Genomic DNA, 21,970 nt, shown 5'->3' with positions numbered 1-21,970 from the left:
CTGTCGATGAACAAGGGGAATGTTTATTTTTCCGAAGTGCTGAATGCCGCTGACGGTTCGAAGATTAAAGTAGTAAAGCTGGTTTATTAATCAGTTATCATATTATACCGGGATTTTATACATTTTATACCCCTTAAATTATCACAAACACATTAAATTGCTGTTAACCAAAATTGCGCTATATGAAAGAAGGGTTAACGGCTCATTCAAATGCATGTGCTTTGTTTCTATGTTTATTGATAATGGCTTTTTGTATTTTCAGTAATCATGGTTAGTCCCCGGGCAGCGGTATTACTAATCAGAACCAATTAATGTATTATTCTGCCAGATAAAAAAGTCCCCCGATTTTTCGGGGGACGCTTTTTTAAATAGAACAATAGATCATCATTACAATACAACCAGTTTTTGCGTTGTATTTGAACCTGAATTTTTAATGGTTACGATATATACACCGCTTTTAATTTGCTGAGATTTTAAAATATAGTTATTGCCGGTTGTAACCGCTTCAAAAACTTTCTCACCTTTTAAAGTCGTTACGGTAATGAACGTGTTTTCATTGGCCGCATTGGTAAATTCAAGTTTTACCTGATTGCCGGTGGCAACCGGGTTCGGGTACATCTGGAAAGTAGCCGGTTTGATGATCTTTTTCACCGCAGCTACTTCTTTTGCATTACCGAACGAATGGTTACAGTATTTCGACCAGTCGATACCAACGCTGTCGGGCGTTACGATTGCTGTTTCGCGGGCAGTTGATAAGGTAGCTGAATTATACCATTTGGTATTGATATTCGCAGTACCTGTAACACCCGTTACCAGTTGTAAGCGATAATCGTAGTGTGCTTTACGGGTTGTTTCGCCGGTATAGATGTAATCGGTATTGGTAATAACCGCTATCACTACATTGTTGGCCGCAGGAACATCCAAACGCAGGCTGCAATTGCCGCTTGAAACGATCTGGCTATATATTGGCTTGCCGGTTGTTGAACGGTACACCAGCTGACAGGTCATATTGGCTCCGATGGGCTGAAAGTTTACAGTTACCAGATTGCCCGATACAGTTAATGGTATCTGGTTGGCACCTGACCATCCGGGTAAGGTACGCGCTTCGGGTGTAAGTACGCCACCGCTGTTGGTAGTAGCTACATAAGGTGTAGCGGTCCATGCAGCCGGATTCATCCACGAAGGTTGCCATTCGGCACCGATCGATTGTCCGAAGTGAGCGTTCAGCAATGCCAGAACCGCATTTTTCCATACGCCGAAATCAACCAATGCCTGTTTGGCGCGGTATTCCGAAATTAAGTGGCGCATTTGCGTAGCGCCGATACCCGATGCCATTCCTTCCAATACACGACCGGGGGCATTTCTCCAGATCCAGGGCACAGCGCCATCACCTAATGCAAGACCAAGGAAAGTGGGGAAGGAGCTGCTGTACTGGTGACCACCCAAAAACGTACGCCATGTACAGATCTGCTGGTTACCATTGAACATGTCAACGCCTTCGGCCGAAGGACCGCCAAAGCTGCCATCCTGTAACCAGCCCGAATAACATTCAATAGGCATGAACGGCGCGATGAAATCGGTACCATTCAGATCGCCCATTGAACTGAAGTTATTTGTTCTGCGTGCATCGGCAGTTTGTTGTAACCATACATTACCACCTTCCTGAAACCAGGCACTTTGCTTAACACCCGGCAGGTCGGCCAGCAATGCATGTATGCCTTCGTGTGTCATAGCGCCTCTCTGAAACTCACGATCAGAATAAGTGCAGGCAGGATCAAAACAATAAATGGGATAGTAAGAAGCCAGGATCATCGGCCAGCTCTTTCCGTTATAATAGATAGAACTTTGCCAGCCACCTAATTCAGTATTGGGCGCATTATCGGTGCAAAGACCTGATCCGTACAGGTACACCGAGCTGCGATAACCACTCTTTGCACGAAGGTCGGGAGGCCAGCCCATCTGATCACGGAAATAAGCGAAATCGGTATTTAACCGTGCCAGCAATGGAGTAATAGCGGCGCTTGTTACAAGAGAATTTTTGTTGGGTCCCCAGCGGAAGCACCACCAGTCGGAAGACTGCGTTCCCACTACCTGCGGACAATCGTTCAATACATTTGTGGGTGTTGGCAAACTGGGAAATTCATCCTTGAAATTATAGCTGATGTTGGGCGAGTAGGCTGGCCATGTGTATGGATCACCGGTTCCGGTTCCACCACCGCCGCCTGTAACAGTGCCGATCACCCGCCATTCGAGCAGGCCGGTTGATTGTGTTGTGTTGAGCATTGATACGCGTATCCTGCTCATGTCGATCGATGCCACAGGCACTACGTTAAATGCATTGGTTTTTAATGGTACATTGCCAATGCGAACCCAGGCCGAACCATTCCAGTAATCAACATAAGCGGTAGTAGGTGTAAGAACACCACCCGAATCGTTGAACCAGTATACTTCAACAGAAGTAACCTTGTAGGTTTGCGACCAGTCGTATTGTACCCATTGCGTACTGTTGGGATTGTTCCAGTTGCCGTATGCTCCGTGAGATTTGTCGTTTGAGTGTGCCGGTGTGTAATTATCGTTTAAGGCTGCAATCGTTTCCCATGGAGAAACATACGAAGTGGAGGCTGTTGCCTGTGGTGCTATGTTGGTTTGTGCATTTGTTATGGCGCACCATGCCAACATGCTGTAAAAAAGGATTGAGTTTTTACATCTCTTCATAAGTTAGGTTTTATTGGAAATATAACAGGTTATATCCACCTGCTTTCGCAGACAGACAAGTAATGCATTACATAAAAAGTGGAAAGAATTCTTTCTGGTTGAGAAAATATTTTCTATCGCGAAACTAACTAATTTGCATAACCTTTTTGTGAATAGATATTAACAAAATTCAAAAATATAATATCAATTTATAGCAACAAATGATCAAAAAAGGGTTGGTTGAATATTGTTATTATAGGTACATAACAGTAATGTGCATATCCTTTACCAAAAATGATCAGTTATTAAATGTTGTAAGAACATTTTATTGTACTGTACTGGCTTGTATGTCGCTCTATGTGTTACCTGATAAATTTTTATAAGTGGAAAGCATTAAGTTGTTACATTTACATTTATTAAATATTTGCAATAAAAGGATTACCGGATTGCCAAAACGATTTTTGAACAATGCAAACAAAAAGAATTCAGTTAACGGTTGCTACAGTACTGCTTTTTTCATTTACCGTTTATGCCCAACAAAAGCCACTTCATCTTTGGTATAATTCACCCGCTGCATTCTGGGAAGCTGCGCTTCCGCTCGGCAACGGCCGTTTGGGCGCCATGCCCGTTGGCGGTGTAGAAAAGGAAAAAATTGTGTTGAATGATATTACCCTTTGGTCGGGCTGGCCGCAAAATGCCGACCGGCCCGATGCATACAAATACCTCGATACCATACAACAATTGCTGTTTCAGGGAAAGAACATCGAAGCCCAGGAGGTGATGGGTAAATACTTTGTTTGCGACGGAGAAGGCTCGGGCCGTGGCAACGGCGTAAATGTACCCTACGGTTCTTACCAGGTATTGGGCAGCCTTGGTATTGAGTATGATTACGGAACCGGTTCGGCAAACGTTCGTCCGGTGAAATATTACAGGAACCTGTCGCTCAACAATGCTATAGCCACTACAAAATTTACTGTTAACAATACCACTTATTCGAGGGAGTATTTTACCAGCTTCGATGATGATGTGATCGCTATCAGGTTATCGGCCAGCCAGCTTCGCAAAATAAACTGCCGGTTCACCTTCAGCCGCCCCGAACGTTTTCAAACAAAAGTTGTTGGCAACGAACTGCAGTTATACGGACAATTGAATAACGGTACCAATGGCAGGGGCATGCAATACATGGTTCGGCTCACCATTAAAGCCGAAGGAGGAAAAGTAATAAGTACCGATAGTTCATTGCAGCTGAAAGATGCCAGTTCGGCCATTGTTTACATTTCGGCCGGTACTGATTATAAAAACCCCGGTTATCTTTCAACAACGGCTACCATGCTGGCAAAGGCTTTAAAAAAGCCGTACACAGTTCTTAAAACAAATCACGTAAAAAAGTTTCAGCAGCTATTTAACCGGGCAACAATTGAACTTGCGGGCAATACAAAAGATAGTTTACCAACCGATCAGCGGCTGGCTGCTTTTTATACAAATCCTACTGACAATGGATTGCCCGTGTTGTATTTTCAGTACGGACGTTATTTGCTCATATGCAGCACCAGGCCCGGTTTATTGCCTCCCAATTTGCAGGGTTTATGGGCCAATACCATCGGTACACCCTGGAATGGCGATTATCACCTGAACATTAACATACAAATGAATCACTGGCCGCTGGAGGTAACCAATCTGGCTGCATTAAATGAACCGTTTTTTACACTGGTAAACGGCCTGGTTCAAAATGGCGAAAAAACAGCCAAAGCCTATTACAATGGAAAAGGGTGGGTGGCGCATGTGATCACCAATATATGGGGATATACTTCGCCGGGAGAACATTACTCATGGGGTTCCTTCAACACAGGATCAGCCTGGTTGTGCCAGATGTTATGGAGCCATTATGAATTTACACACGACACAGCCTATTTGCGCAAACTGTTTCCTGTATTAAAAGGCTCGGCGGAATTTTATCTGAGCACACTGGTAAAAGAACCCTCACATGGCTGGCTGGTAACGGCTCCGTCAAATTCGCCCGAAAATGCATTCATATTGCCCAATGGAAAAAAGGCGAACGTATGCGAAGGGCCTACCATCGATAACCAGATAGTGCGTTATTTATTTGCTGCAACCATAACAGCCTGCAACCAGTTACAAACAGATACGGAGTTTAAGCAGGCGCTCGAAAAAGCCATGGTGCAATTGCCGCCCAACCAGATCGGCAAAGACGGCCGCCTGATGGAATGGCTGAAAGAATACCAGGAAGCAGAACCGCATCACCGGCATGTGTCGCATGTATGGGGTGTATATCCCGGTAATGAAATAACTACCGCCACGCCCGAACTGGCCAATGCGGCCAAAGCATCGTTAACAGCCCGGGGCGATGAAGGCACCGGCTGGTCGCTGGCCTGGAAAATAAATTTATGGGCCCGGTTGCATGAAGGCGATCATGCGTTTTTGTTGCTGCAGAAATTATTAAAACCGGTACGGTCAACAACCACGAATATGTCGAACGGCGGCGGCACGTACGACAATTTATTTTGTGCGCATCCGCCATTTCAGATTGATGGTAACTTCGGCGGTGCGGCAGGGATAGCCGAAATGCTGGTACAAAGTCAAAACGGTTACATTGAGTTGTTGCCCGCGTTGCCGGCAAACTGGAATGCCGGTAAATTTTCAGGCTTATGTGTGCGGGGTGGGGCAGAAGAGAGTGCCACCTGGGAAAAAGGTCAGGTACGGGAGGCTACGCTAATAGCACATACGGGCAATAACTTCCTTATTAAGAAGCCGGTCAATGTAAAAAAGATTGTGCTAACTAAGAACGGTATTACTAAACCTGCAAACGACGGCGATTTGATACGCGTTGATGTAAAGAAAGGTGAAACGGTAAAATTCGCCTTCATATATTAAAGCTCGGCGAAGCCTGACGCCATAACTGTTCGAAACCTGAATCATACCAGTCTGCATTAGGAACATGGTTACCTGTAATGGGTATGAGAAAATCAGGTTTTATTTAAACTATGAACGGTTAAGGGTGTCTTTACAGATACTTTATTATTCGAATTGGCCCGGGGGACGCCCGGGCCTGATTTTGTAGAAACAGCCTTATGAATATCTTGCTGTTCCATCCGGGTTTAGGTTAACCCAGCTTTCATCTTCAGCAAGCGACCAGTTTCGTTTAATTTGTTTCGATAATCCATCAAGGCCCGGATAAATACTGGCATCGTTTATTCCGAATCTGTTAAGATGGAACCTGAAATGTGCAAATCTATTACCTGGTATTATCAATTTAGTAAGCTTGTTTTTAAATTCATTTGATTCTTCCAATGGCTCAAAGCTGGTACTGTTCGGTAAGCCCTTATGTACCGTAAAATAAGCTGATTGTGCGGTAATCCTTTCCGTTATAAGCCTCGGTTGATAAACCATATGTCTTTTGCATACGATTGTATTCATTTCAGCCTTTGAAGGCTTATCCTCATCACCCGGTCTTAAAATCCATACAACACCAACCTGATCATTAGTAACAGGGGGATTATTTACTGCAAACCATAATGCGGCAAAAGGATTTCTTGTCCAATCAAGTAATCTGGTAGGTAATCCATGATGTTGTGCAAGTGCAAGCCACTCCCAAACATTTGCTAAAGGGGTTGAATAATAGGGAACACTGCCATTTTGAAATTCCCCGATGATAGCTTTTTCATTTTCTATCAATTTATCATATGAGAGTTTTAGCCTTCCGATAGATGGAATCAGTTTATAATCGTTGCTCTGTCCACGAAAAAGCGACAACTCCCAATCGTTGTCTACAAATTCAACACGCTGCGTGAACTCATAGAGTGTGTTAATTGGTTGCTCCATAACCTAATTTAAGGATTATGTTGCCAATTAAAACAGGGTGTTTTTCACGTATTTTTAATTTATTTCCCCACAAGTACCGTCGTCGCTGTTTCAAACAAATCGCGCTCCTTTGCTATCAGCCTAACCGGAACACTATCTAATTCAGACAAATGGCTTTCGCGTGAAATAATGATGGCCTGCGGATTGTTCGTTAAAACCTGTTTAACCTGCGATGCATCATCCAGCATTTTAACCGGTTTGTTTAAATAGAAGTTATAGGCAGGATTGTATATTTTATAGGCATACACCTGCTCGTCTTTTTTTAACAGATGTATTGTTTTTGTTACCGGGTTGTGCTGATAAATTGCCGGATAACCAATCGCAAGAAATAAAAAATTAAATACCGAATAGCCTGCAAGCAATACATGCATCGCTTTTTTGATGCCTTCTTTTTTGAAGAACCACCAGCTGCCGGCAGCTGTAATAACCGGAACTGTAAATAACAAAGCCCATATCCTGAAGGAACGGGTAGCTGTTTCAAGACCAAGTCCTATCCACGCGGCCGTTAATAACAATATATTCAATACCAGTAATAACCAGAATGGATATTGTTTTGCCTGTACCTGTGCTGTTATGGCCTTGTTGATGAAATAGCCCAGTAAAATAGCTACAAAAGGGTAGCAGGGCATAGGATAGTTGGGCAGTTTGGTGCCCGATAAGCAGAAAAATACGATGAACACGGCTGTTACGTACATGCATAGCCTGATAAACGGGTGCTGATGGTACGAACGCAGCTTTTTAAACAGCTCGCCTGTAAACACCGAAAAAGGCAACAGCCCCAGTAATACAAACAAAGGCACCATTATAAAAATACCGCCATGTCCTTCCATCGGTTCGTCGATGCGGTTTAAATTATGACGAAGAAAAAACTCACGGGTAAATTCACCATGGGTGGCAAGGTGTACGGCAACATACCATGGTACGGCAATAAGGGCAATCACAGCGATATACAAAATCATTTGCCGTGAAAATAACACGACGTACTTTTTTTGCGCCAGCAGCCACCACACTAAAACAACGGCTGGTAATGCCAGTGCAACAGGGCCTTTGGCCAGTGAAGCCAATGCGGCCGCTGCGGCTGAACACAATAACCATCTCATCTTTTTTTCCTGTGAATAGGCGTAAAAGCAAAATATGCCTGCCATTATAAAAAAGATAAGGTACGGATCAGGAACCGACATTCGGAACTCGAATAAAAAGTGGGTTGATGCCAGCAATACAACTACAGCCCATATGGCGGTACCATAACTGATAAATCGTTTGGTGAAATACCAGGTAATATATAAAGTGAGCCATCCGAAAACGGCCGAAAAAAAACGGGCGGCAAAAGCACTGGTGCCAAACAGGCGATAGGCAACCTGCATAAAATAATAATGAAGTGGCGGTTTATGAGCCCGCAGTTCGCCGTTAAAAGTTGGAACGATCCGGCTATGATGCTCCATCATTTCACGGGCCGCCTGAGCATTTCGTGCTTCGTCGAGTATGTACATAGGCGTATACCCGATGCCGGTAAAAAGCAAAACGGCGGCAATGATGAATAGCCAGGTTATTTTGTTGGTGCGTAAATGCAACAACACATTATTCAATAGTGGTAACATAGGATGTAGGGGCCGGTTTTGGTGCAGCGGCACCGCTATGCCCCATGCAAAGGTGGGTAAAAGCCCGGTAAATTATAGGTTTTTAGATTCATGAATTGACTATCCGATTAATTTACTTTTTGAATTGTTGCCGGATATGTTAATTTGTAATTGCCGGCGTTTTCTGAAATGGTAATAGTGATCAATGCATACGTGCCGCCACCATAAACGGTACTGGTACTAAAATTATATAAACGAAAAAAATAGTTAGTAGTATTATCCTTTAAATAGGCGCCCGTAGCCGGATCAATCATACGATAATAAAGATCACGCCCTTTTAATAGTGTAACTGCCTGTGAAAATTTATTTATTGTAAGAGGAATATCATAATTCAAACTGTCTTTGGATGTTTTTGGAGAGCCGTTGTATAACCGGATATTGTAGGCGTTCAGGGGAGGTGTAATGGTTGTTACTGTTGATACATATTTAATACGAATCCTGATAGAATCGGCAGGAACGGTGAGTATACTTTTATCCCAGAAACCTTTTGTTTGAAGTAATTCGCTGCAAATAACGTCGAGGCTCGTTTTATTGTTTTTTGGAAAAGCAATCAGCGTGTCTGCAATAAGATTATCTGTTGTGTGTGCAGAATCGGCTTTGTATATCGTTAAGTGCCCGGTTTTTCCGGCTATCAATAAACCCAGGTCAATACTTTTCCCGGGATTTATGGTTCCTGCTTTATTTCCATCCATAAAAACATCCATGGCAACGATCGACAATGCCGAGTTATTGATATTAATACCTCCATAATAATGTTCCTCAGCCAAATTGCCTTTACGGCATGAATAAATAATAACCAGGCTCATAAAAAATACAGCTAAAAAAATCCGTCCTTTCATAATGGTTTGTGTTAACAGGTTTAGTGTAAGGCATTATAACATAAAGAGAGGCTCTCCCTTTTTTGAGGGAAAGCCGCTCTTCTGCCTTATAAATAAAGAAATACTGTTTGGTTGTTGTTGTTGTTAATTGATCAGAATAAATTATTGATATCTTGTCCAGTTTGCGCATCCGTTAACAATAGTCCAGTCTACACGACCAGGAAAGGCTCCTGCACCGGCTGCATCTGCATCTGTGAACTCACCGGCAAAGAAGTTGAAAGCGCCCAAAGAGCTACGATTAAAGGGAGCTTCCAGACCAAGTACACCCGGGTCGGCATCGATCACGCCAAAATTATTGTCGGTAGTCAGTGAAGTAGCCTTGTTAAAGAAGCCCAGGTTATTGCTGAATGAGGCTCCTGTTGCAGAAATACCGTTGCTTTCTGTGGCAAAAGGACCAACTGCAGGGGTAGCAGTGGTGCTGTATGCATGCACATAGGTATTTTTGATCCAGGAAGTGCCGTTATCGTATTTAACCTTGGTGCTGCCCAGTGCGCTATCCAAAGAAAGACCATAATTGAAACCCAGGAAAATGCCATGATTGATTTCAAACTCGGCATTTCTGCGCAGGTGACCTGCCCGGCCGTAACGACCAATGCCCGAACTTGCATTACCATTAGGCGGAACTGTAATTTGCTCAGAAGCCAGTGTGGCATCGGGCAATCCGATAAGGGTGATGTAATTGTAATGGGCATGGGTGTTAGGTGTTGCAGTTGAACCTGTAGCATTGTTGTCACTTTCAAGACCATTTGACTGGCTTACATCCGGACGGGTGATGTCTGACATACCCAGCGCATACGAAATAGATCCCTGATAACCATTATCTGTATCGAACATATCATCGAGTCCATCAACTGAAATCACATGTGAAGCATTTACGGTACCACCGAAAAATTCAAATGAATCGTCGTTGGATTTAAATACTTCTACATAGTCGATCGTTGTGCCATCACCTACGCCGCCGAGTGTAAGGCCATTGATTTCGTTGTTGGGGCTCAGTACATAACCGGCATATTCTATACGTACGAATTTCAGCGTACCTGAATTGTCATGGGCATCAGGAGTAGCTGATCCATAGAGAATGTCGATGCCGGGATAAAGAGTACTGTTGATACCTTCAATAGAAGCAGGATAGTTATTGGTAGGCGCGTTACCCAATAAAATAAGACCAGACCAATCTCCTGATTGAGGATTACTGTCATAACGATAAGAGGTGAATACAATAGGGCAGCTTGAAGTACCTACTGCCTGAATCTTTGAACCACGGGTAATAACAAGACCACCGCCAGGTGTTGAACCATCACTTGAACCGGGAAGACCCAGAATATGAGTGCCTTCCTGAATTGTAAGTGTGTGGTTACCGGTTACAAATACAAGTCCGCTTAATTTGTAGGTAACAGTGTTTCTGAGATAGAGGTCGGTTGTGATCTGTCCTGAAATTGTACTATCAGTGGTCGCTACAGCAGAACAACCGCAGTCTTCTGTAATACCGGCAGACAGGCTATGATCGTTTTTTTTAACGTCTGCTGCTTTTTTACAGGCTACCATTCCTCCTGAAGTAACAAGAAACACTGTTACTACAGCCATAAGGATTCTACTCTTAATCATAATTTTTGATTTGAATTGGTTTAATGGAAATCTGATTTCTATTATTTACAGGCATTGGGCTTTTTCATTTGAATGTATAACTTAAGGTTACGGTGCAGGTACGACCGGGCGCCGCTTTATAATTGACGATGTCTTTACCGGCCTGGTATTGCGCCTCTTTCTTGGATGGATCTTTTTTACTGAGCGATAACTCCGGATCCTCATAATTATTCTGATATACGATAGAGTAACTGTTGAGCAGATTGGAAAGATTAACCTTCAGTACCGCTTTTCTTTGCAGGAAATTAACAGCCACCTGCGCATCGAGCGATTTTAACGGCTGTTCATAAAGCGCGTCGTTTTGATGACCTTGTCCGGCAGGACGAAACATGCGGTTGGTAACACTGTTATAAACCAGGCTCAATGAAACCGGTTTGCTGTCGAAATAAAAGCCGGCATTGTACATATAGTTACTGGCGCCACTTTGCGGCCTTTTTTGAGAGGGATAAACGGTTTCCTGTACAATCAGCCGGTTAGGATTTTCGGGATCAGCCACAGCCTCGGCCAGCATTTGCCGTACTTCGGCATCGAGGTAGGTAAAGTTGCCGTATAAAGTAATATTGCGTAAAACAGGTATTCCGGTGAACGCAAATGACTTGCGGGCTTCTATTTCAATGCCATAGTTTTTTGCATCTTTATCATTAAGCAACTGGTAATCGGCATTCCCATACATCTGATAAATGGCCATAGGGTAATTGAGCTTTTTATAAAATACAGATGCAGATAAAATATCACCTGCCGATGGGAACCATTCATAGCGTAAATCATAATGGTGAATAATTGTAGAATGTACAAGATTTCCATGGTACTGACCTCCCAGCTCATAATCGTATTGGGCAAAATTTACCAGTTCGCGAAGATCGGGGCGGATAATAGATTTGGCATACGAAACACGCAGGTTCATTTGCCTGTTAAGATGATAAGTAAGATTGGCCGAAGGGAACAGATTCAGATTTTTTTCCCGGTTACGAAGGGCCGTAAAATCCAGCCCCGGATTCCTTGCCTGCAGTGAATCTACCTGCGAATTGATTTTATTCAGGTTATAATATTCCGCACGAACACCCCAAACCAATCTCCAGTGTTCGCCCCATTTATTGTCGAGCATGGCATAAGCAGCATGCAGGGTGGCCGCTTTGTGGTAAGTATCAAAAAACCTGCGCTGAAAATCAAAGGAAGCGCTGTATTCAGCAGTATAAATACTGCTCAACGGTACATACCAGGCAACGCCATTGACAGAGGTATTGGCAACATTGTTTCCAAAAAGCGTGTAAAACGAACGGTCTTTATTCCATCCACTGTAGCCGCCTTTAAATATCTGACTGTTTTGTTTGATTAAAAATGGTACACTCACCGCCGCATCCCAGGAATAATTTTTTTCAAGCGCCCGGGTCCAGAACCGTGTACCCGACCCGATTACATTCACATTATTGGGCGCCAGAGAATCTAATATAGCACCTGTAATCATAAAATGATTGTCGGGACGCAGCCTGTTCATTTGCAAATAACTCCCTGTGAAATTCAGTTTAACGCCTTTGTGACCGATAGACTGTTCGCCTGAAAGCTGGTTTTGCAAAAGGGTTGTTTGGTAGGTAACGTCATTCAACCCCCAGTTTCCCCCCTGGTTTGAACCATGATCAACCAGCAGCAGCTGCTGGTCTAATGTACGCAGGTACAGGGTGCTTGCTTTGATACGGGTATTTTTATTGCGAAACCCAAGGCCAACAAGGCCTGAAATATTGGTGGTAAATCCATACCGTTTGCCGGTTGCCCCATCTAATTCCACGGGAGCTCCCAGCCATCCATCCCTGCCTGTATTTATGTCCTGTATCTGCAATGTATTTCTGTAATTGCCCAAAGCAACAAGGCCCCATTTTTGATCGCTGTGAGCCGACTTAAGTACCCTGCCCAGCGAAAACTGGTAGTTTTGTGATGGCTGCGCCTTAAAAGAAGTGATACCCCAGTTGTTGCTTATCAGACCGGGATTTTTATCATGGCTATCATAATAATCAAAAATAGCTGCAGGGTTTTTCCAGTCGAGGCTACCGAATAATGTACGGCTTTTTGACAACTGACCGCGGTATTCGCGTCCTTCAAGCGGCAGTGATAGAAAATTCTTATTGGTTGTTTTATCATTGATGCTGCTGCCAATACTCAGGTTCAGAAAGTTTTGAGTTGGAATGTCGACAGTAGTTACTTCTACCAGCCCGCCTCCAAACTCAGCGTTCCGGTCGGGCGTCAGGGTTTTTATAACGGTTATATTTTCAACGATAGTAGCCGGTACAATATCCAGACTGAAATTTTTACGATTCAATTCGGTGCTGGGCATTACCTGTCCGTCGAGTATGGCCTGGTTGTACCGCTCGCTAAGCCCGCGTACAACGAGGTATCTGTTGTCTACCGCGGCTACTCCGCTTACACGCTTCATAATTTCGCCCACATTTTTATCGGGTGTGCGGTTGATTTGTTCGGCTGAAATTCCATTTGTCATGGCCGCATTATTTTGCTGGCGGGCAAATAACGAAGCAACACTTTCTTTTCGGGCGGTAGCGGTTACCGTAACCTGCTGAAGATTGTTTTTTTCGCGTTTCAGCGTCAGGTTCAATACAAACGGCCCATCATTTCCAACCTCGATGTCGGTAATTTTTTTTGCTACATAGCCAACAGAAGAAACATGCGCCTGATACGATCCTTCGGGTATTTGCATGGAGAAACTGCCATCTATGTCGGTTACAACGGATTTATTATTCAACTGAATAGTGGCTCCCGACACAGGCTCGCCGCTTTCTTCATCAATAATTCTGCCGCTCACGATGCCTGTGGTTTTTGGCGACTGTACCGGTGATAGTGGTTGCGATTTGGTCAAAATCACTATTGTTCCGTTTACCTCTTTGTATTCAAGCGAAAAATTCTTAAGTGCCTGTTGCAATATTTCCTGCAGCGCAGCATTGAGAAATTCATGAGCAGCTGCCTGCTTTTGCGCTACCTGATTTTCGTCGAAAGCAATGGTGATACCACTTTGCATTTCTATAGCTTTTAAACGCAGGCTGAGTGGTTCTTTTTTAAAAGAAGCAGTCAGTTTTTTCTCCTTTAATATCTGTGCGTGCAGTTGTGCATGAATGAATAACAACAGACCAGGAAAAAGAAATAAACGTAATTTCATAATTTAAATATGCAGTTTGGGTTAGTGTTGTGCGGGCATAGCGCTGCCATGCTCTGTGTCAGAACAATTTTTGCTGTGATAAATAATGTTGTTTACTGAATAATTATACGGTTGTCGATACGGTGATAACTTGTTTTATATATAGTGCACAATATGGCCAGCACATCTTCCAGTGAAGCGTTCTCCGGAAAGCCGGCCGAAAATGATGTTTGTAAAATGCGCTGATTATTGCTCGACAGTTGTACGCCGAACCTGAGTTGCAGCCGCAATGCCATTTCTTTAAAACCCGCCTTGTTCAGTATAAAATGATTGTTCCACCATTCAAGCCCCTGTTCAGCAGTTGTTACTGTTACATAAAAATGGCTTTTACTGTAATAGGTGAGCTGCCGGTTATGCCCAAGTGTATCGAGTATGTTGCCCGCGGCTGATACCTGCACACTGCCATGACTTACCAGTACCTGCATAGTTGCCAGCTGGCGATAGGCCTGTATATTGAATGCTGTACCCAATACCCTTGCATGAAGCGAATCTGCATGTACAATGAAGGGTCTTGCCGGGTTTTTTGCCACTTCAAAATATGCTTCTCCTTCATCGAGCCATACTTCGCGGGTGGCAGCGTTGCGATAGTCGGCAACCGACAGGGAAAGTCTGGTACCATTATTCAGCCAAACGATAGTGCCATCCGGCAAACTCAGTTTTTTACGAACCCCCGTATCCGTTGAAAATGTCTGGCGCATTGACAGTTTTCGTGCGGGTGCTGCCGGTGCCGTTAGCCAGCGAAATACTGACCAACCCGTAACCATCAGAACCAATGCAGCTGCATAGGGCAGGTACTTTCGCAGATGTATCAATTTCATCCCTGACGGTTGCGGCATTGTATTTACGGGTAAATTCAGTTGTGCCGACAGGCTTTGCCATGTTTCTGCTTTCGCACGGCGAAGGTGTTTTTGAGTAATCCACGCCGGCGTTTGCCCGTCGCCTGTTTCAGCATACCAGGCATTGACCATAGCGGCTTCCGATTCGTTAGCCTTCCCGTTAAGATAATTTTTGAATGTGCTTTTAATAAATTCCATGTTTCCTGTACTCAGTACTATAATACGGGGCGAACGTTGTTTTTATCCCGAAGAAGTATATTACCAATATGTTAAGCGTTAAATACCTGTAAGTGAGAGTACAAAAAGTATAAAGGCAAATTGTGCGGAAGAAGACACCGGTGCATCGGCATAATATTTATTGATACAGTCCCTGATGCGCGCCATGGCCAGGGATGTAAGGTTACGCACTGTTTTTTCAGACAGCGCCAGGCCTTCGGCAATTTCAGCAATGGAATAGCCCTTGCGCTGGCTCAGTTGTATCACCTTTTTCATGGTGACTGGCATGGTTTCTATTTCCTGATCAATGACTTTATACAACTCCTTCGCCATCACGTCTTCAAGAACATGGGATTCCTGAAGGGATAATACCTGTTGAAACACATGATAAGTTATTTCCATGCGCTTGTCCTGCGCAATGGCATCGAATATGCGATAGCGTAGTAAAGTATATAGATATGGTTTCAGGGAGCCTTCTTCATTTGTGCTGATGGCATTTCGTCTTATCCATAAAGAGGCCATGATTTCCTGTACAATGTCTTTCGTTTCAGAAGCTTTTCCAAGGCGCTTACCTGCTGCGATGTACAGTTCCTCCCAATAACGGTGAAACAACTGTGCAAAAGCCTGCTCATCGTTAGCCTGCATTTGCTTAAGCAATTCCTTGTCGGTTATTAATTGTGAAAGCATAAATATATTATTCTTTGCAAATTAACGCAGTTTGTTTATGCTAATCTCTGATGACGCCTGAGCCTGTGCGGTAGCCGAATGGTATATCATTTGAGCAGGTATAGTCGCATGTGACCTGCGCAAATCGCTGTATGCCGGCGGCAAGGCATTCCCATATATTAATTGCAGCGCTTGTTTTACGAGTGGGTCGGCAGTTGTACCGGCATCTGCCAGCGGCAATTCGGCCGTTTCATTCACCACATATTCGGGAACAAGACCGCCTGAATAACCACCTTCACCGGCACGATTGAATAATTTATATACAATCGGTTCCAGTGTCCAGTAAACGCTGCGCGGAGACCGGGTATCTGTTATTTTAAAGCCAGCCTCATCTTTGCCGGTAGTCGTTTGCCCGATTTGTATTACCTGCAGGTAGGGTTTAAGATTATTAACCACCAGTTCGGCCGCCGAAGCTGTTGCTGCCGTAGTGAGAATAAAAACCCGGCGTAGCGGTAATTGTATGGCCTGCAGATCAGTGTATTGCCGTCCGTAAGAATTGCCCGATGTATTGAGCACCTGTTGCAAACTGCGAACAAGCTTTCCCTCATACCGGTTACCCCCTAATATAACATACGTATCCGCTGCACCCATTGCAGGCGCTATCATGCCTGCTAATTTAGCACTGCTGGCCACACTGCCTCCGGCATTGTAGCGCAGATCCAGAATCAGTTCAGTTACCCCGGCTGTTTTTAATCTGGTAAATGCTTTAAGCAGACTATAATCGTAATTTTCATCAAATGAACTATAATAAATATAACCGGTAGTTGTACTTCCGGCAGTAAAAGAACGGGTATAGGTAACTACATTTTCTGAACTAAAAAAGGCAGCGACCGTTACTGTGGTGTCGGTTTTCCAGGCGTTGTTTTCGTATATAGCCGTCGTAAGTTGAATACCGGTACCGGTTCTCAATTGCTGGTTCACTGCATTTAAATTATCCTGATTAACCGAAACACCGTTTACCTTCATAAAATAACTGCCCCGTTGTAGTCCCGCTTTATCGGCCCCGCCATTTTTATTTACAAATGTAACTACTCCGAGGTAGTTATCATATCCCGGCACCTGAACAAAAGCGTAATGAAACCCATAGGTAAACCATGAGTTGGAAGGCGGAGCAATGGAAGTGCTGGTGCTGATCCAGGAGAACCGGTCATGTGAAGATTTAATACTATTGAAAAATGCATCCGGGTTCAACGAATAATCCGGTTTGTTGGGAATATCGTCTGTCCAGTAAGAATACCGTCGCATGGTATCTAAAATCCATTTGTTTATCACACCGATCGAATCCGTGGGAATATAATCTGTAATAACATCCTTTTTGCTGCATCTCTCAAACATTGCCATTAGCATCAGTAATAGCAAACCAATTAAAAAGGATTTCATTTATCAGGTTTTCAACAAAAGTTCAGCATTCCTTTCGTTTACCCAATAATTACGAATGAATTTTACATTAAATACGGTTGCTGGAAACGGATATGGATATTTGCTAATTTGAAGATCGTTGTTATACCTTTTGTTATAATAGAAATTCATTGATAAGCTGAACCAGCAAACCTATATTCACCTGCTCAAGCGGATGCGGGGTGCCTGGTAAAATTCCCAATTGGGCATGGGGCAATTGTTTGTATATGGCTACCGTTTCATCGAGTGTTACCATTTTATCACGGTCGCCCAGCAGCAGCATGCATTGTGTGGTAATGGAGGTATAATCTTCGGGTTGTAATGCGTTTTGTTTTCCCAAACCAGTCAACAATTCCTTTGTTTTTTCGAGTAACGCTTCCCAGTCGTTGGGGGCATGGCGTTGCTGTAACTGTTCTGCAAAGGCAGGCACCTTCTCTTTAATGGTAGCTGCGTTCAGCATTTTTACTTCCCTTGCAGCAATGGTTTCATCCCAATGATATTTAGTGGCCAGCGTAATAAGCTTGCCGACTTTAGCGGGAAGGTGTTTGGCGAGGTACATGGCGGCATATCCACCCATGCTATAACCGAAAATATGGGCCTGCTCAATACCCATTTCGTTCATATAGGCTTCTATTTCGTTGCTGAAGAAGGGAATTGAAAAAGCATTGGCCGCAAATGGCCGCCCTCCATGTCCGCTGAAATTAAAGGCATGTACCTGAAACTGATCGTCGAGCGAATGGGCTAATGGCAACAGCTGATCTTTATTGCCAAGCGCACCGTGTAATAAGATGATATGCTGCATGCAATTTTTGTTTTAATGGCTATTTATCAGCTTCAAATATAAATAATTTGGAATATAGTCTGCATTCGCATAACTGATGTCGATTCATGTGCCCCGGTCATCTACTCAACCTCATACAGGCTATTGGTTGTGGGTAGTTTTACATCATCAATTAATGATTAAAAAAGTAAGCTATGAAGGCTTCCACAGAAAGAAAGATCATTCGCTGGATGCATATTGTGTTCAGTATTCCCATTATAGGGTTCCTGTACGGACCGGTAGCCACTATTCCCGTGGCATCGATGATGGTAAGATGGGTTTTATTTCCACTTGTGGTAGTATCGGGGTTGTGGTTGTGGAAGGGAGCTGTTGTAAAAAGATGGGTGAAGAACCGGAAAGTTATTTAATAACATAGGTTTTCGACTTGCATTTTTCTACCAGAATATTGCTTTTTCTTGTAAATCCGTTTGGCAGGCCATAGCTGTCAGTAGAAATTTCCCGGATATCACACACCAATGCCATTGCTTTAATATTGAAGATGGTTTCTGTTTGTCCGGGTTCGATGATTATTTCTCCGGCTAACCATTTTACACTCATGTATCCTCCTGAAGGTGCTTCGATCATTGGTTCGGCACTAAGTATTCCTTCCGGTGCAGGTAAGTAAACAAACACCTTAACCCTTTTGGGGGTTGAATTGGTAAATGAGTAATCGCCTGTATTATTCGCTTCACATTCTTTATTTACATTTTCGGTTTTAAAATTGATGGGCTGACCCGGAGGCACAGAAATCTCAATTTCTTTTTTAGCTGTTGCAATGCCTCTTTTCCAGCCCACTGTAACGGCTTCCAACCTGGCCCGTTTGTTTGGATATGAGCCCGTTTGCTGTTCTTTTTCAACCGCCGTTTGAATAGCGCTTTGCGATTCACTTACCGAAGCTCCGAACCTGGCCAGTATAAATCCGCCAAACTCATCTGCTTCCAACTCATACTGGTCGCGTAATCCGTTTTTATCTAAAGAATCTAACGTGTGCCCATTTAAGTGATGCCCTATTTCATGCGCCAATATAAATACCGATGACCAATTTGTATTTGCCTTTAAATTTATTTTCTCTATAAAATTTTCACTGTAGAATATATACCTCACGCCCTTATCTATAACAGCGTACGCATTATCTATGCTAACGGCCAGCGTTACAAAATTTACTTTTAACCCTATTTCAGATACGATTTTATTTATAATTACCTGCGCATCAGCGCTGGGGTCAAAGGTGTAAATTTTGTCTGTTGAAGCTGGTTGCTCATTAAATGAACATCCTTTGCCAAAGTCAACGGTAATTCTTTTCTGTGCAAAACATAATGATGTACTTAGCGTACAAAACAAGGTTAATAGCTTAAACATGGCTTATTGGTATATGAGTAGTTTAATCAGGTAGTTTTGGTGCGTCTTGTATAATAGCTCTTTTAAGGCTGTCGGAGTTCGCTGCTGTTTCCCTGAAACCTTTTGCCCTGGTAAAAGAAAATGCAGGCTCTTCCTGTGTCAGGTTTGTTTCGCAATATTTAATGGCTTTGTCAATGCGCTCTAATTCGCTTTTATTCTCCGGAGCTTTTAAGCTGTCGATATGGCAATACTTAAAAATCAGCAAATATTTATACGCAAGTAAATAATCACCTTTGTTGTAAAAGTTTTTGCCGAGCATATAGGAGTGCGTTATATCTGCATCCTTTGTTTGGGCTGCCAAACAGGTAGTAGTTAGTAAAAGCAAAAGAGCTATTGTTATTTTTTTCAATTTCATATTTGTCAGTTTTATTTAACAGCGGTTTTTCTGCCGGCTGTTCAACCGGAGATATGCTGTTGTTGTTTTTTTTATTTTCAAGTTCGAGGCCTTTGTAAACAGAAACGCAGATAATAGTTGCCCCCAGTAAAGAAAAGAAGGTGCCGGGGGCCGATTTCTTTATTAATATTGAGTTTTCCCTGAATGTAAAACTGGCATCTACAGTCGGGCCAAAAATTCCATTCATAAAAAGCCGGTACCCGAGGTAACAAATGAATACCCCTGAAAACAAACTTGCCAGTTTGTACAATAGTATGATCAGCTCCGGACTAAGCATAACGATTAATTTCTGTTTCTTAAAGTGAAATTTATCCAGGCGCCCAGTGTAGAATATCTCATATCAAAACCCAATGCAAACAAGTATTGGTCTACTTTATAGCGTAAATATTCGGTAGGTGTTACTGAGTTGCCTTTTTCATCTGTCAACGGAACCTGTGCTACAAAATCTATGTATGTTTCTGTTTCGCCAATCACTTTATACTGGCCTTTGTAAGCATATTGTTTTATAGCCTGTATAATTTTATCCGACAATCGTTCTGTACTTATTCTTCTGGTTAAATCAAAATTTCCGTTGGGGGCCACTTCAAATTTTACCTTCATTGGCCGCCCGGCTGTTAACAATGAAGCGTATGATATATCCAGTTGCTTAAGAAACGTTCTGAACTGGGTAACGCCATCTTTCGTGAATGCGTGGTCAATGGCTTGTGGCAGGCCCGAAAATTCACGTGGGTAAGATTGTATAGTGGTGCTATTGGCATAAACGTCGCTGGTATATTTATCAACTGCTTTCAGCAATACCCTTACCTGTCGGTGGGTGGGTTCGCCGGGCGGATCGCTCCATATTATTTCAGCTTCAATTATTATATCAACAGGAGCCTCTTCGATATATTTTTTCATGCGATCGCTTTGGGACGTTGCTTTGGTAACTTCCCTTCGCTGATTTATTATATCCATGTGTTCCTTAAAATCCAGCACTTTATATCCCATGTTTAACAGGGCGGTATTAATGGCGGCAATGGCATCTTTATAACCGGCATCGTTTTCAATGCGGGTAAGTATATCTTCGCCTTTAGAGGTATAAGGTACCACCATTATGGTTAGTTGTGAGCGGTTAACAGGAGGCAGGGCAGACTGTGCAATGGCTTTAATACCGGCACATAAACAAACAGCCAGAATGGTATATTTATTCAGCATACAGTAATGGTTGTTTTAGTTAAAAACAATACGCATGTTTTTGTTTTGCGCAATTTCCTGTATGCGTGTGCCGCCTCTTGTTACCTTGCATTTGGATGTTTCGGCGCGCACTTCTTCTATTTCAAGTTCGGCTACCGGTTCCTCATCCCTGATCTTGCCTTTGGCTGTTTCGATTTCGGTTACCAGTACCATTTTCAGTTTGTAACCTTTTTTCATACCAATATCTTCACCGCCTTCGACCAATACTGATTGAACTCCTTTTTTCTTATCCTCATCCATAGCTTGCAAAAAAAGCAGGCTAAAGTTGAAGGTTTTGTGCACCCATGCATTTACCTGGCCAACTGATTCTTCAATAGCATCAATGGTTTTTCCTTTAATAGCATTTTTTTCCTGTTCCGACATAACGTTCAATGCAGCGCTGGAAAGCATAACTGTTTTCCAGTTTTTATTGGCAGCAAAAAACAAAGGGACAGCGGCCTTCGACAAGCCGTTCGACAACTTATGGGCTTTTGTATTCATGTTTTCGCTATCACCTGTAAACGAAGCTGCTGCTATGGATTTGCCGGTTTCTACATCAATGTATTTTAACTCATAGTCTACCCGTGCTGAATATTTACCATCATATTGGTATAACTCTGCATTTTTTACAAAACCTGCAATCAACACCTGCGCACCCAAACTTTTACCCTGCTTAATAATATCACTTTCCAGAAAACCTGAACTACGTTGCCTTTCAATTTCATCCTGGGTTAGTTTCCATTTGTCTATTTCAAGTATGGTAAACCGCTTGGTTTGCACAAGTATTCTTGTAACGGCTGCATACATATTACGTGCGGCAATTGAATCCATGTAACTATTAGTGGCAAAAGCCAGGGTGCCTACCATTCTGGTATCGCGAAGGTCCTGGGCACGTAGCTGATGAAAGCTGATTGCAAGGCAAAGGCATAAAACTAATTTTGAAAACAGGGGTTGTTGTTTCATATAAGTTGTTTAGTGGTTAATACATTATTTATCTCCAGGTATAGCAGTATATCTGGCAGTAATTGAGCCTAGATTA

Annotated in this window: 16 protein-coding genes; 2 read left to right on the top strand and 14 right to left on the bottom strand. The window is 43.1% G+C overall.

Going from position 1 to position 21,970, the window contains the following annotated elements; genetic code table 11:
* Positions 1-387: 387 nt before the first annotated feature.
* A complete protein-coding gene (locus tag AC59IL_RS01090; protein ID WP_496550215.1) occupies positions 388-2,715 on the bottom strand; it encodes a T9SS type A sorting domain-containing protein in 2,328 nt (775 codons plus the stop codon).
* Positions 2,716-3,162: 447 nt separating this feature from the next.
* On the opposite strand from AC59IL_RS01090, the gene AC59IL_RS01085 reads away from it, so the two are divergent.
* A complete protein-coding gene (locus AC59IL_RS01085) occupies positions 3,163-5,586 on the top strand; it encodes a glycoside hydrolase family 95 protein (RefSeq protein ID WP_496550214.1) in 2,424 nt (807 codons plus the stop codon).
* A 195-nt stretch (positions 5,587-5,781) separates the two neighbouring features.
* Here the strand turns inward: AC59IL_RS01085 and AC59IL_RS01080 are convergent, their stop codons facing one another.
* The 9 genes from AC59IL_RS01080 to AC59IL_RS01040 all read right to left on the bottom strand — a co-directional run bounded on the left by AC59IL_RS01080 (position 5,782) and on the right by AC59IL_RS01040 (position 17,909).
* Complete coding sequence (locus tag AC59IL_RS01080; RefSeq protein ID WP_496550213.1) at positions 5,782-6,534, bottom strand: FRG domain-containing protein; 753 nt, start codon at positions 6,532-6,534, stop codon at positions 5,782-5,784.
* A 59-nt stretch (positions 6,535-6,593) separates the two neighbouring features.
* The gene (locus AC59IL_RS01075; RefSeq protein ID WP_496550212.1) at positions 6,594-8,171 is read right to left on the bottom strand and encodes an ArnT family glycosyltransferase; all 1,578 of its coding nucleotides are present in this window, start codon (positions 8,169-8,171) and stop codon (positions 6,594-6,596) included.
* 107 nt (positions 8,172-8,278) lie between these two features.
* A complete protein-coding gene (locus tag AC59IL_RS01070; protein WP_496550211.1) occupies positions 8,279-9,049 on the bottom strand; it encodes a hypothetical protein in 771 nt (256 codons plus the stop codon).
* Between the two features lie 141 nt (positions 9,050-9,190).
* Entirely contained in the window at positions 9,191-10,693 is a 1,503-nt protein-coding gene (locus AC59IL_RS01065) for a beta-helix domain-containing protein (RefSeq protein WP_496550210.1), read from the bottom strand.
* A 64-nt stretch (positions 10,694-10,757) separates the two neighbouring features.
* The gene (locus tag AC59IL_RS01060; RefSeq protein WP_496550209.1) at positions 10,758-13,892 is read right to left on the bottom strand and encodes a TonB-dependent receptor; all 3,135 of its coding nucleotides are present in this window, start codon (positions 13,890-13,892) and stop codon (positions 10,758-10,760) included.
* 92 nt (positions 13,893-13,984) lie between these two features.
* On the bottom strand, positions 13,985-14,965 hold the full coding sequence (locus tag AC59IL_RS01055) for a FecR family protein (RefSeq protein WP_496550208.1): 981 nt from the start codon (positions 14,963-14,965) through the stop codon (positions 13,985-13,987).
* Between the two features lie 78 nt (positions 14,966-15,043).
* On the bottom strand, positions 15,044-15,670 hold the full coding sequence (locus AC59IL_RS01050; RefSeq protein WP_496550207.1) for an RNA polymerase sigma factor: 627 nt from the start codon (positions 15,668-15,670) through the stop codon (positions 15,044-15,046).
* Positions 15,671-15,691: 21 nt separating this feature from the next.
* The gene (locus tag AC59IL_RS01045) at positions 15,692-17,089 is read right to left on the bottom strand and encodes a S41 family peptidase (protein WP_496550206.1); all 1,398 of its coding nucleotides are present in this window, start codon (positions 17,087-17,089) and stop codon (positions 15,692-15,694) included.
* A gap of 133 nt (positions 17,090-17,222) precedes the next feature.
* A complete protein-coding gene (locus tag AC59IL_RS01040; protein ID WP_496550205.1) occupies positions 17,223-17,909 on the bottom strand; it encodes an alpha/beta fold hydrolase in 687 nt (228 codons plus the stop codon).
* A 173-nt stretch (positions 17,910-18,082) separates the two neighbouring features.
* Between AC59IL_RS01040 and AC59IL_RS01035 the strand changes: the two genes are divergently transcribed.
* Entirely contained in the window at positions 18,083-18,295 is a 213-nt protein-coding gene (locus tag AC59IL_RS01035) for a hypothetical protein (protein ID WP_496550204.1), read from the top strand.
* Here the strand turns inward: AC59IL_RS01035 and AC59IL_RS01030 are convergent.
* From AC59IL_RS01030 to AC59IL_RS01015, 4 genes are all read right to left on the bottom strand, one after another.
* A complete protein-coding gene (locus AC59IL_RS01030; protein WP_496550203.1) occupies positions 18,288-19,286 on the bottom strand; it encodes a M48 family metalloprotease in 999 nt (332 codons plus the stop codon). The genes AC59IL_RS01035 and AC59IL_RS01030 overlap by 8 nt on opposite strands.
* Before the next feature lie 22 nt (positions 19,287-19,308).
* Positions 19,309-19,680, bottom strand: a complete 372-nt coding sequence (locus AC59IL_RS01025; protein WP_496550202.1) for a hypothetical protein — start codon at positions 19,678-19,680, stop codon at positions 19,309-19,311.
* A 321-nt stretch (positions 19,681-20,001) separates the two neighbouring features.
* A complete protein-coding gene (locus tag AC59IL_RS01020) occupies positions 20,002-20,913 on the bottom strand; it encodes a DUF6175 family protein (protein WP_496550201.1) in 912 nt (303 codons plus the stop codon).
* A 15-nt stretch (positions 20,914-20,928) separates the two neighbouring features.
* Positions 20,929-21,894: an LpoB-related protein gene (locus AC59IL_RS01015; RefSeq protein ID WP_496550200.1), complete on the bottom strand. Its 966-nt coding sequence runs from the start codon at positions 21,892-21,894 to the stop codon at positions 20,929-20,931.
* Between the last annotated feature and the right edge of the window lie 76 nt (positions 21,895-21,970).

The organism is Niastella sp. sgz303648 (genome assembly GCF_059587045.1).
The sequence above is the reverse complement of the archived record's forward strand: the minus strand, read 5'-3'. Positions and strand labels throughout refer to the sequence as shown.

Coding starts and splice junctions, on each gene's coding strand:
- AC59IL_RS01090 (WP_496550215.1), bottom strand. CDS start 2,715: ATGAAGAGATGTAAAAACTCAATCCTTTTTTACAGCATGTTGGCATGG.
- AC59IL_RS01085 (WP_496550214.1), top strand. CDS start 3,163: ATGCAAACAAAAAGAATTCAGTTAACGGTTGCTACAGTACTGCTTTTT.
- AC59IL_RS01080 (WP_496550213.1), bottom strand. CDS start 6,534: ATGGAGCAACCAATTAACACACTCTATGAGTTCACGCAGCGTGTTGAA.
- AC59IL_RS01075 (WP_496550212.1), bottom strand. CDS start 8,171: ATGTTACCACTATTGAATAATGTGTTGTTGCATTTACGCACCAACAAA.
- AC59IL_RS01070 (WP_496550211.1), bottom strand. CDS start 9,049: ATGAAAGGACGGATTTTTTTAGCTGTATTTTTTATGAGCCTGGTTATT.
- AC59IL_RS01065 (WP_496550210.1), bottom strand. CDS start 10,693: ATGATTAAGAGTAGAATCCTTATGGCTGTAGTAACAGTGTTTCTTGTT.
- AC59IL_RS01060 (WP_496550209.1), bottom strand. CDS start 13,892: ATGAAATTACGTTTATTTCTTTTTCCTGGTCTGTTGTTATTCATTCAT.
- AC59IL_RS01055 (WP_496550208.1), bottom strand. CDS start 14,965: ATGGAATTTATTAAAAGCACATTCAAAAATTATCTTAACGGGAAGGCT.
- AC59IL_RS01050 (WP_496550207.1), bottom strand. CDS start 15,670: ATGCTTTCACAATTAATAACCGACAAGGAATTGCTTAAGCAAATGCAG.
- AC59IL_RS01045 (WP_496550206.1), bottom strand. CDS start 17,089: ATGAAATCCTTTTTAATTGGTTTGCTATTACTGATGCTAATGGCAATG.
- AC59IL_RS01040 (WP_496550205.1), bottom strand. CDS start 17,909: ATGCAGCATATCATCTTATTACACGGTGCGCTTGGCAATAAAGATCAG.
- AC59IL_RS01035 (WP_496550204.1), top strand. CDS start 18,083: ATGAAGGCTTCCACAGAAAGAAAGATCATTCGCTGGATGCATATTGTG.
- AC59IL_RS01030 (WP_496550203.1), bottom strand. CDS start 19,286: ATGTTTAAGCTATTAACCTTGTTTTGTACGCTAAGTACATCATTATGT.
- AC59IL_RS01025 (WP_496550202.1), bottom strand. CDS start 19,680: ATGAAATTGAAAAAAATAACAATAGCTCTTTTGCTTTTACTAACTACT.
- AC59IL_RS01020 (WP_496550201.1), bottom strand. CDS start 20,913: ATGCTGAATAAATATACCATTCTGGCTGTTTGTTTATGTGCCGGTATT.
- AC59IL_RS01015 (WP_496550200.1), bottom strand. CDS start 21,894: ATGAAACAACAACCCCTGTTTTCAAAATTAGTTTTATGCCTTTGCCTT.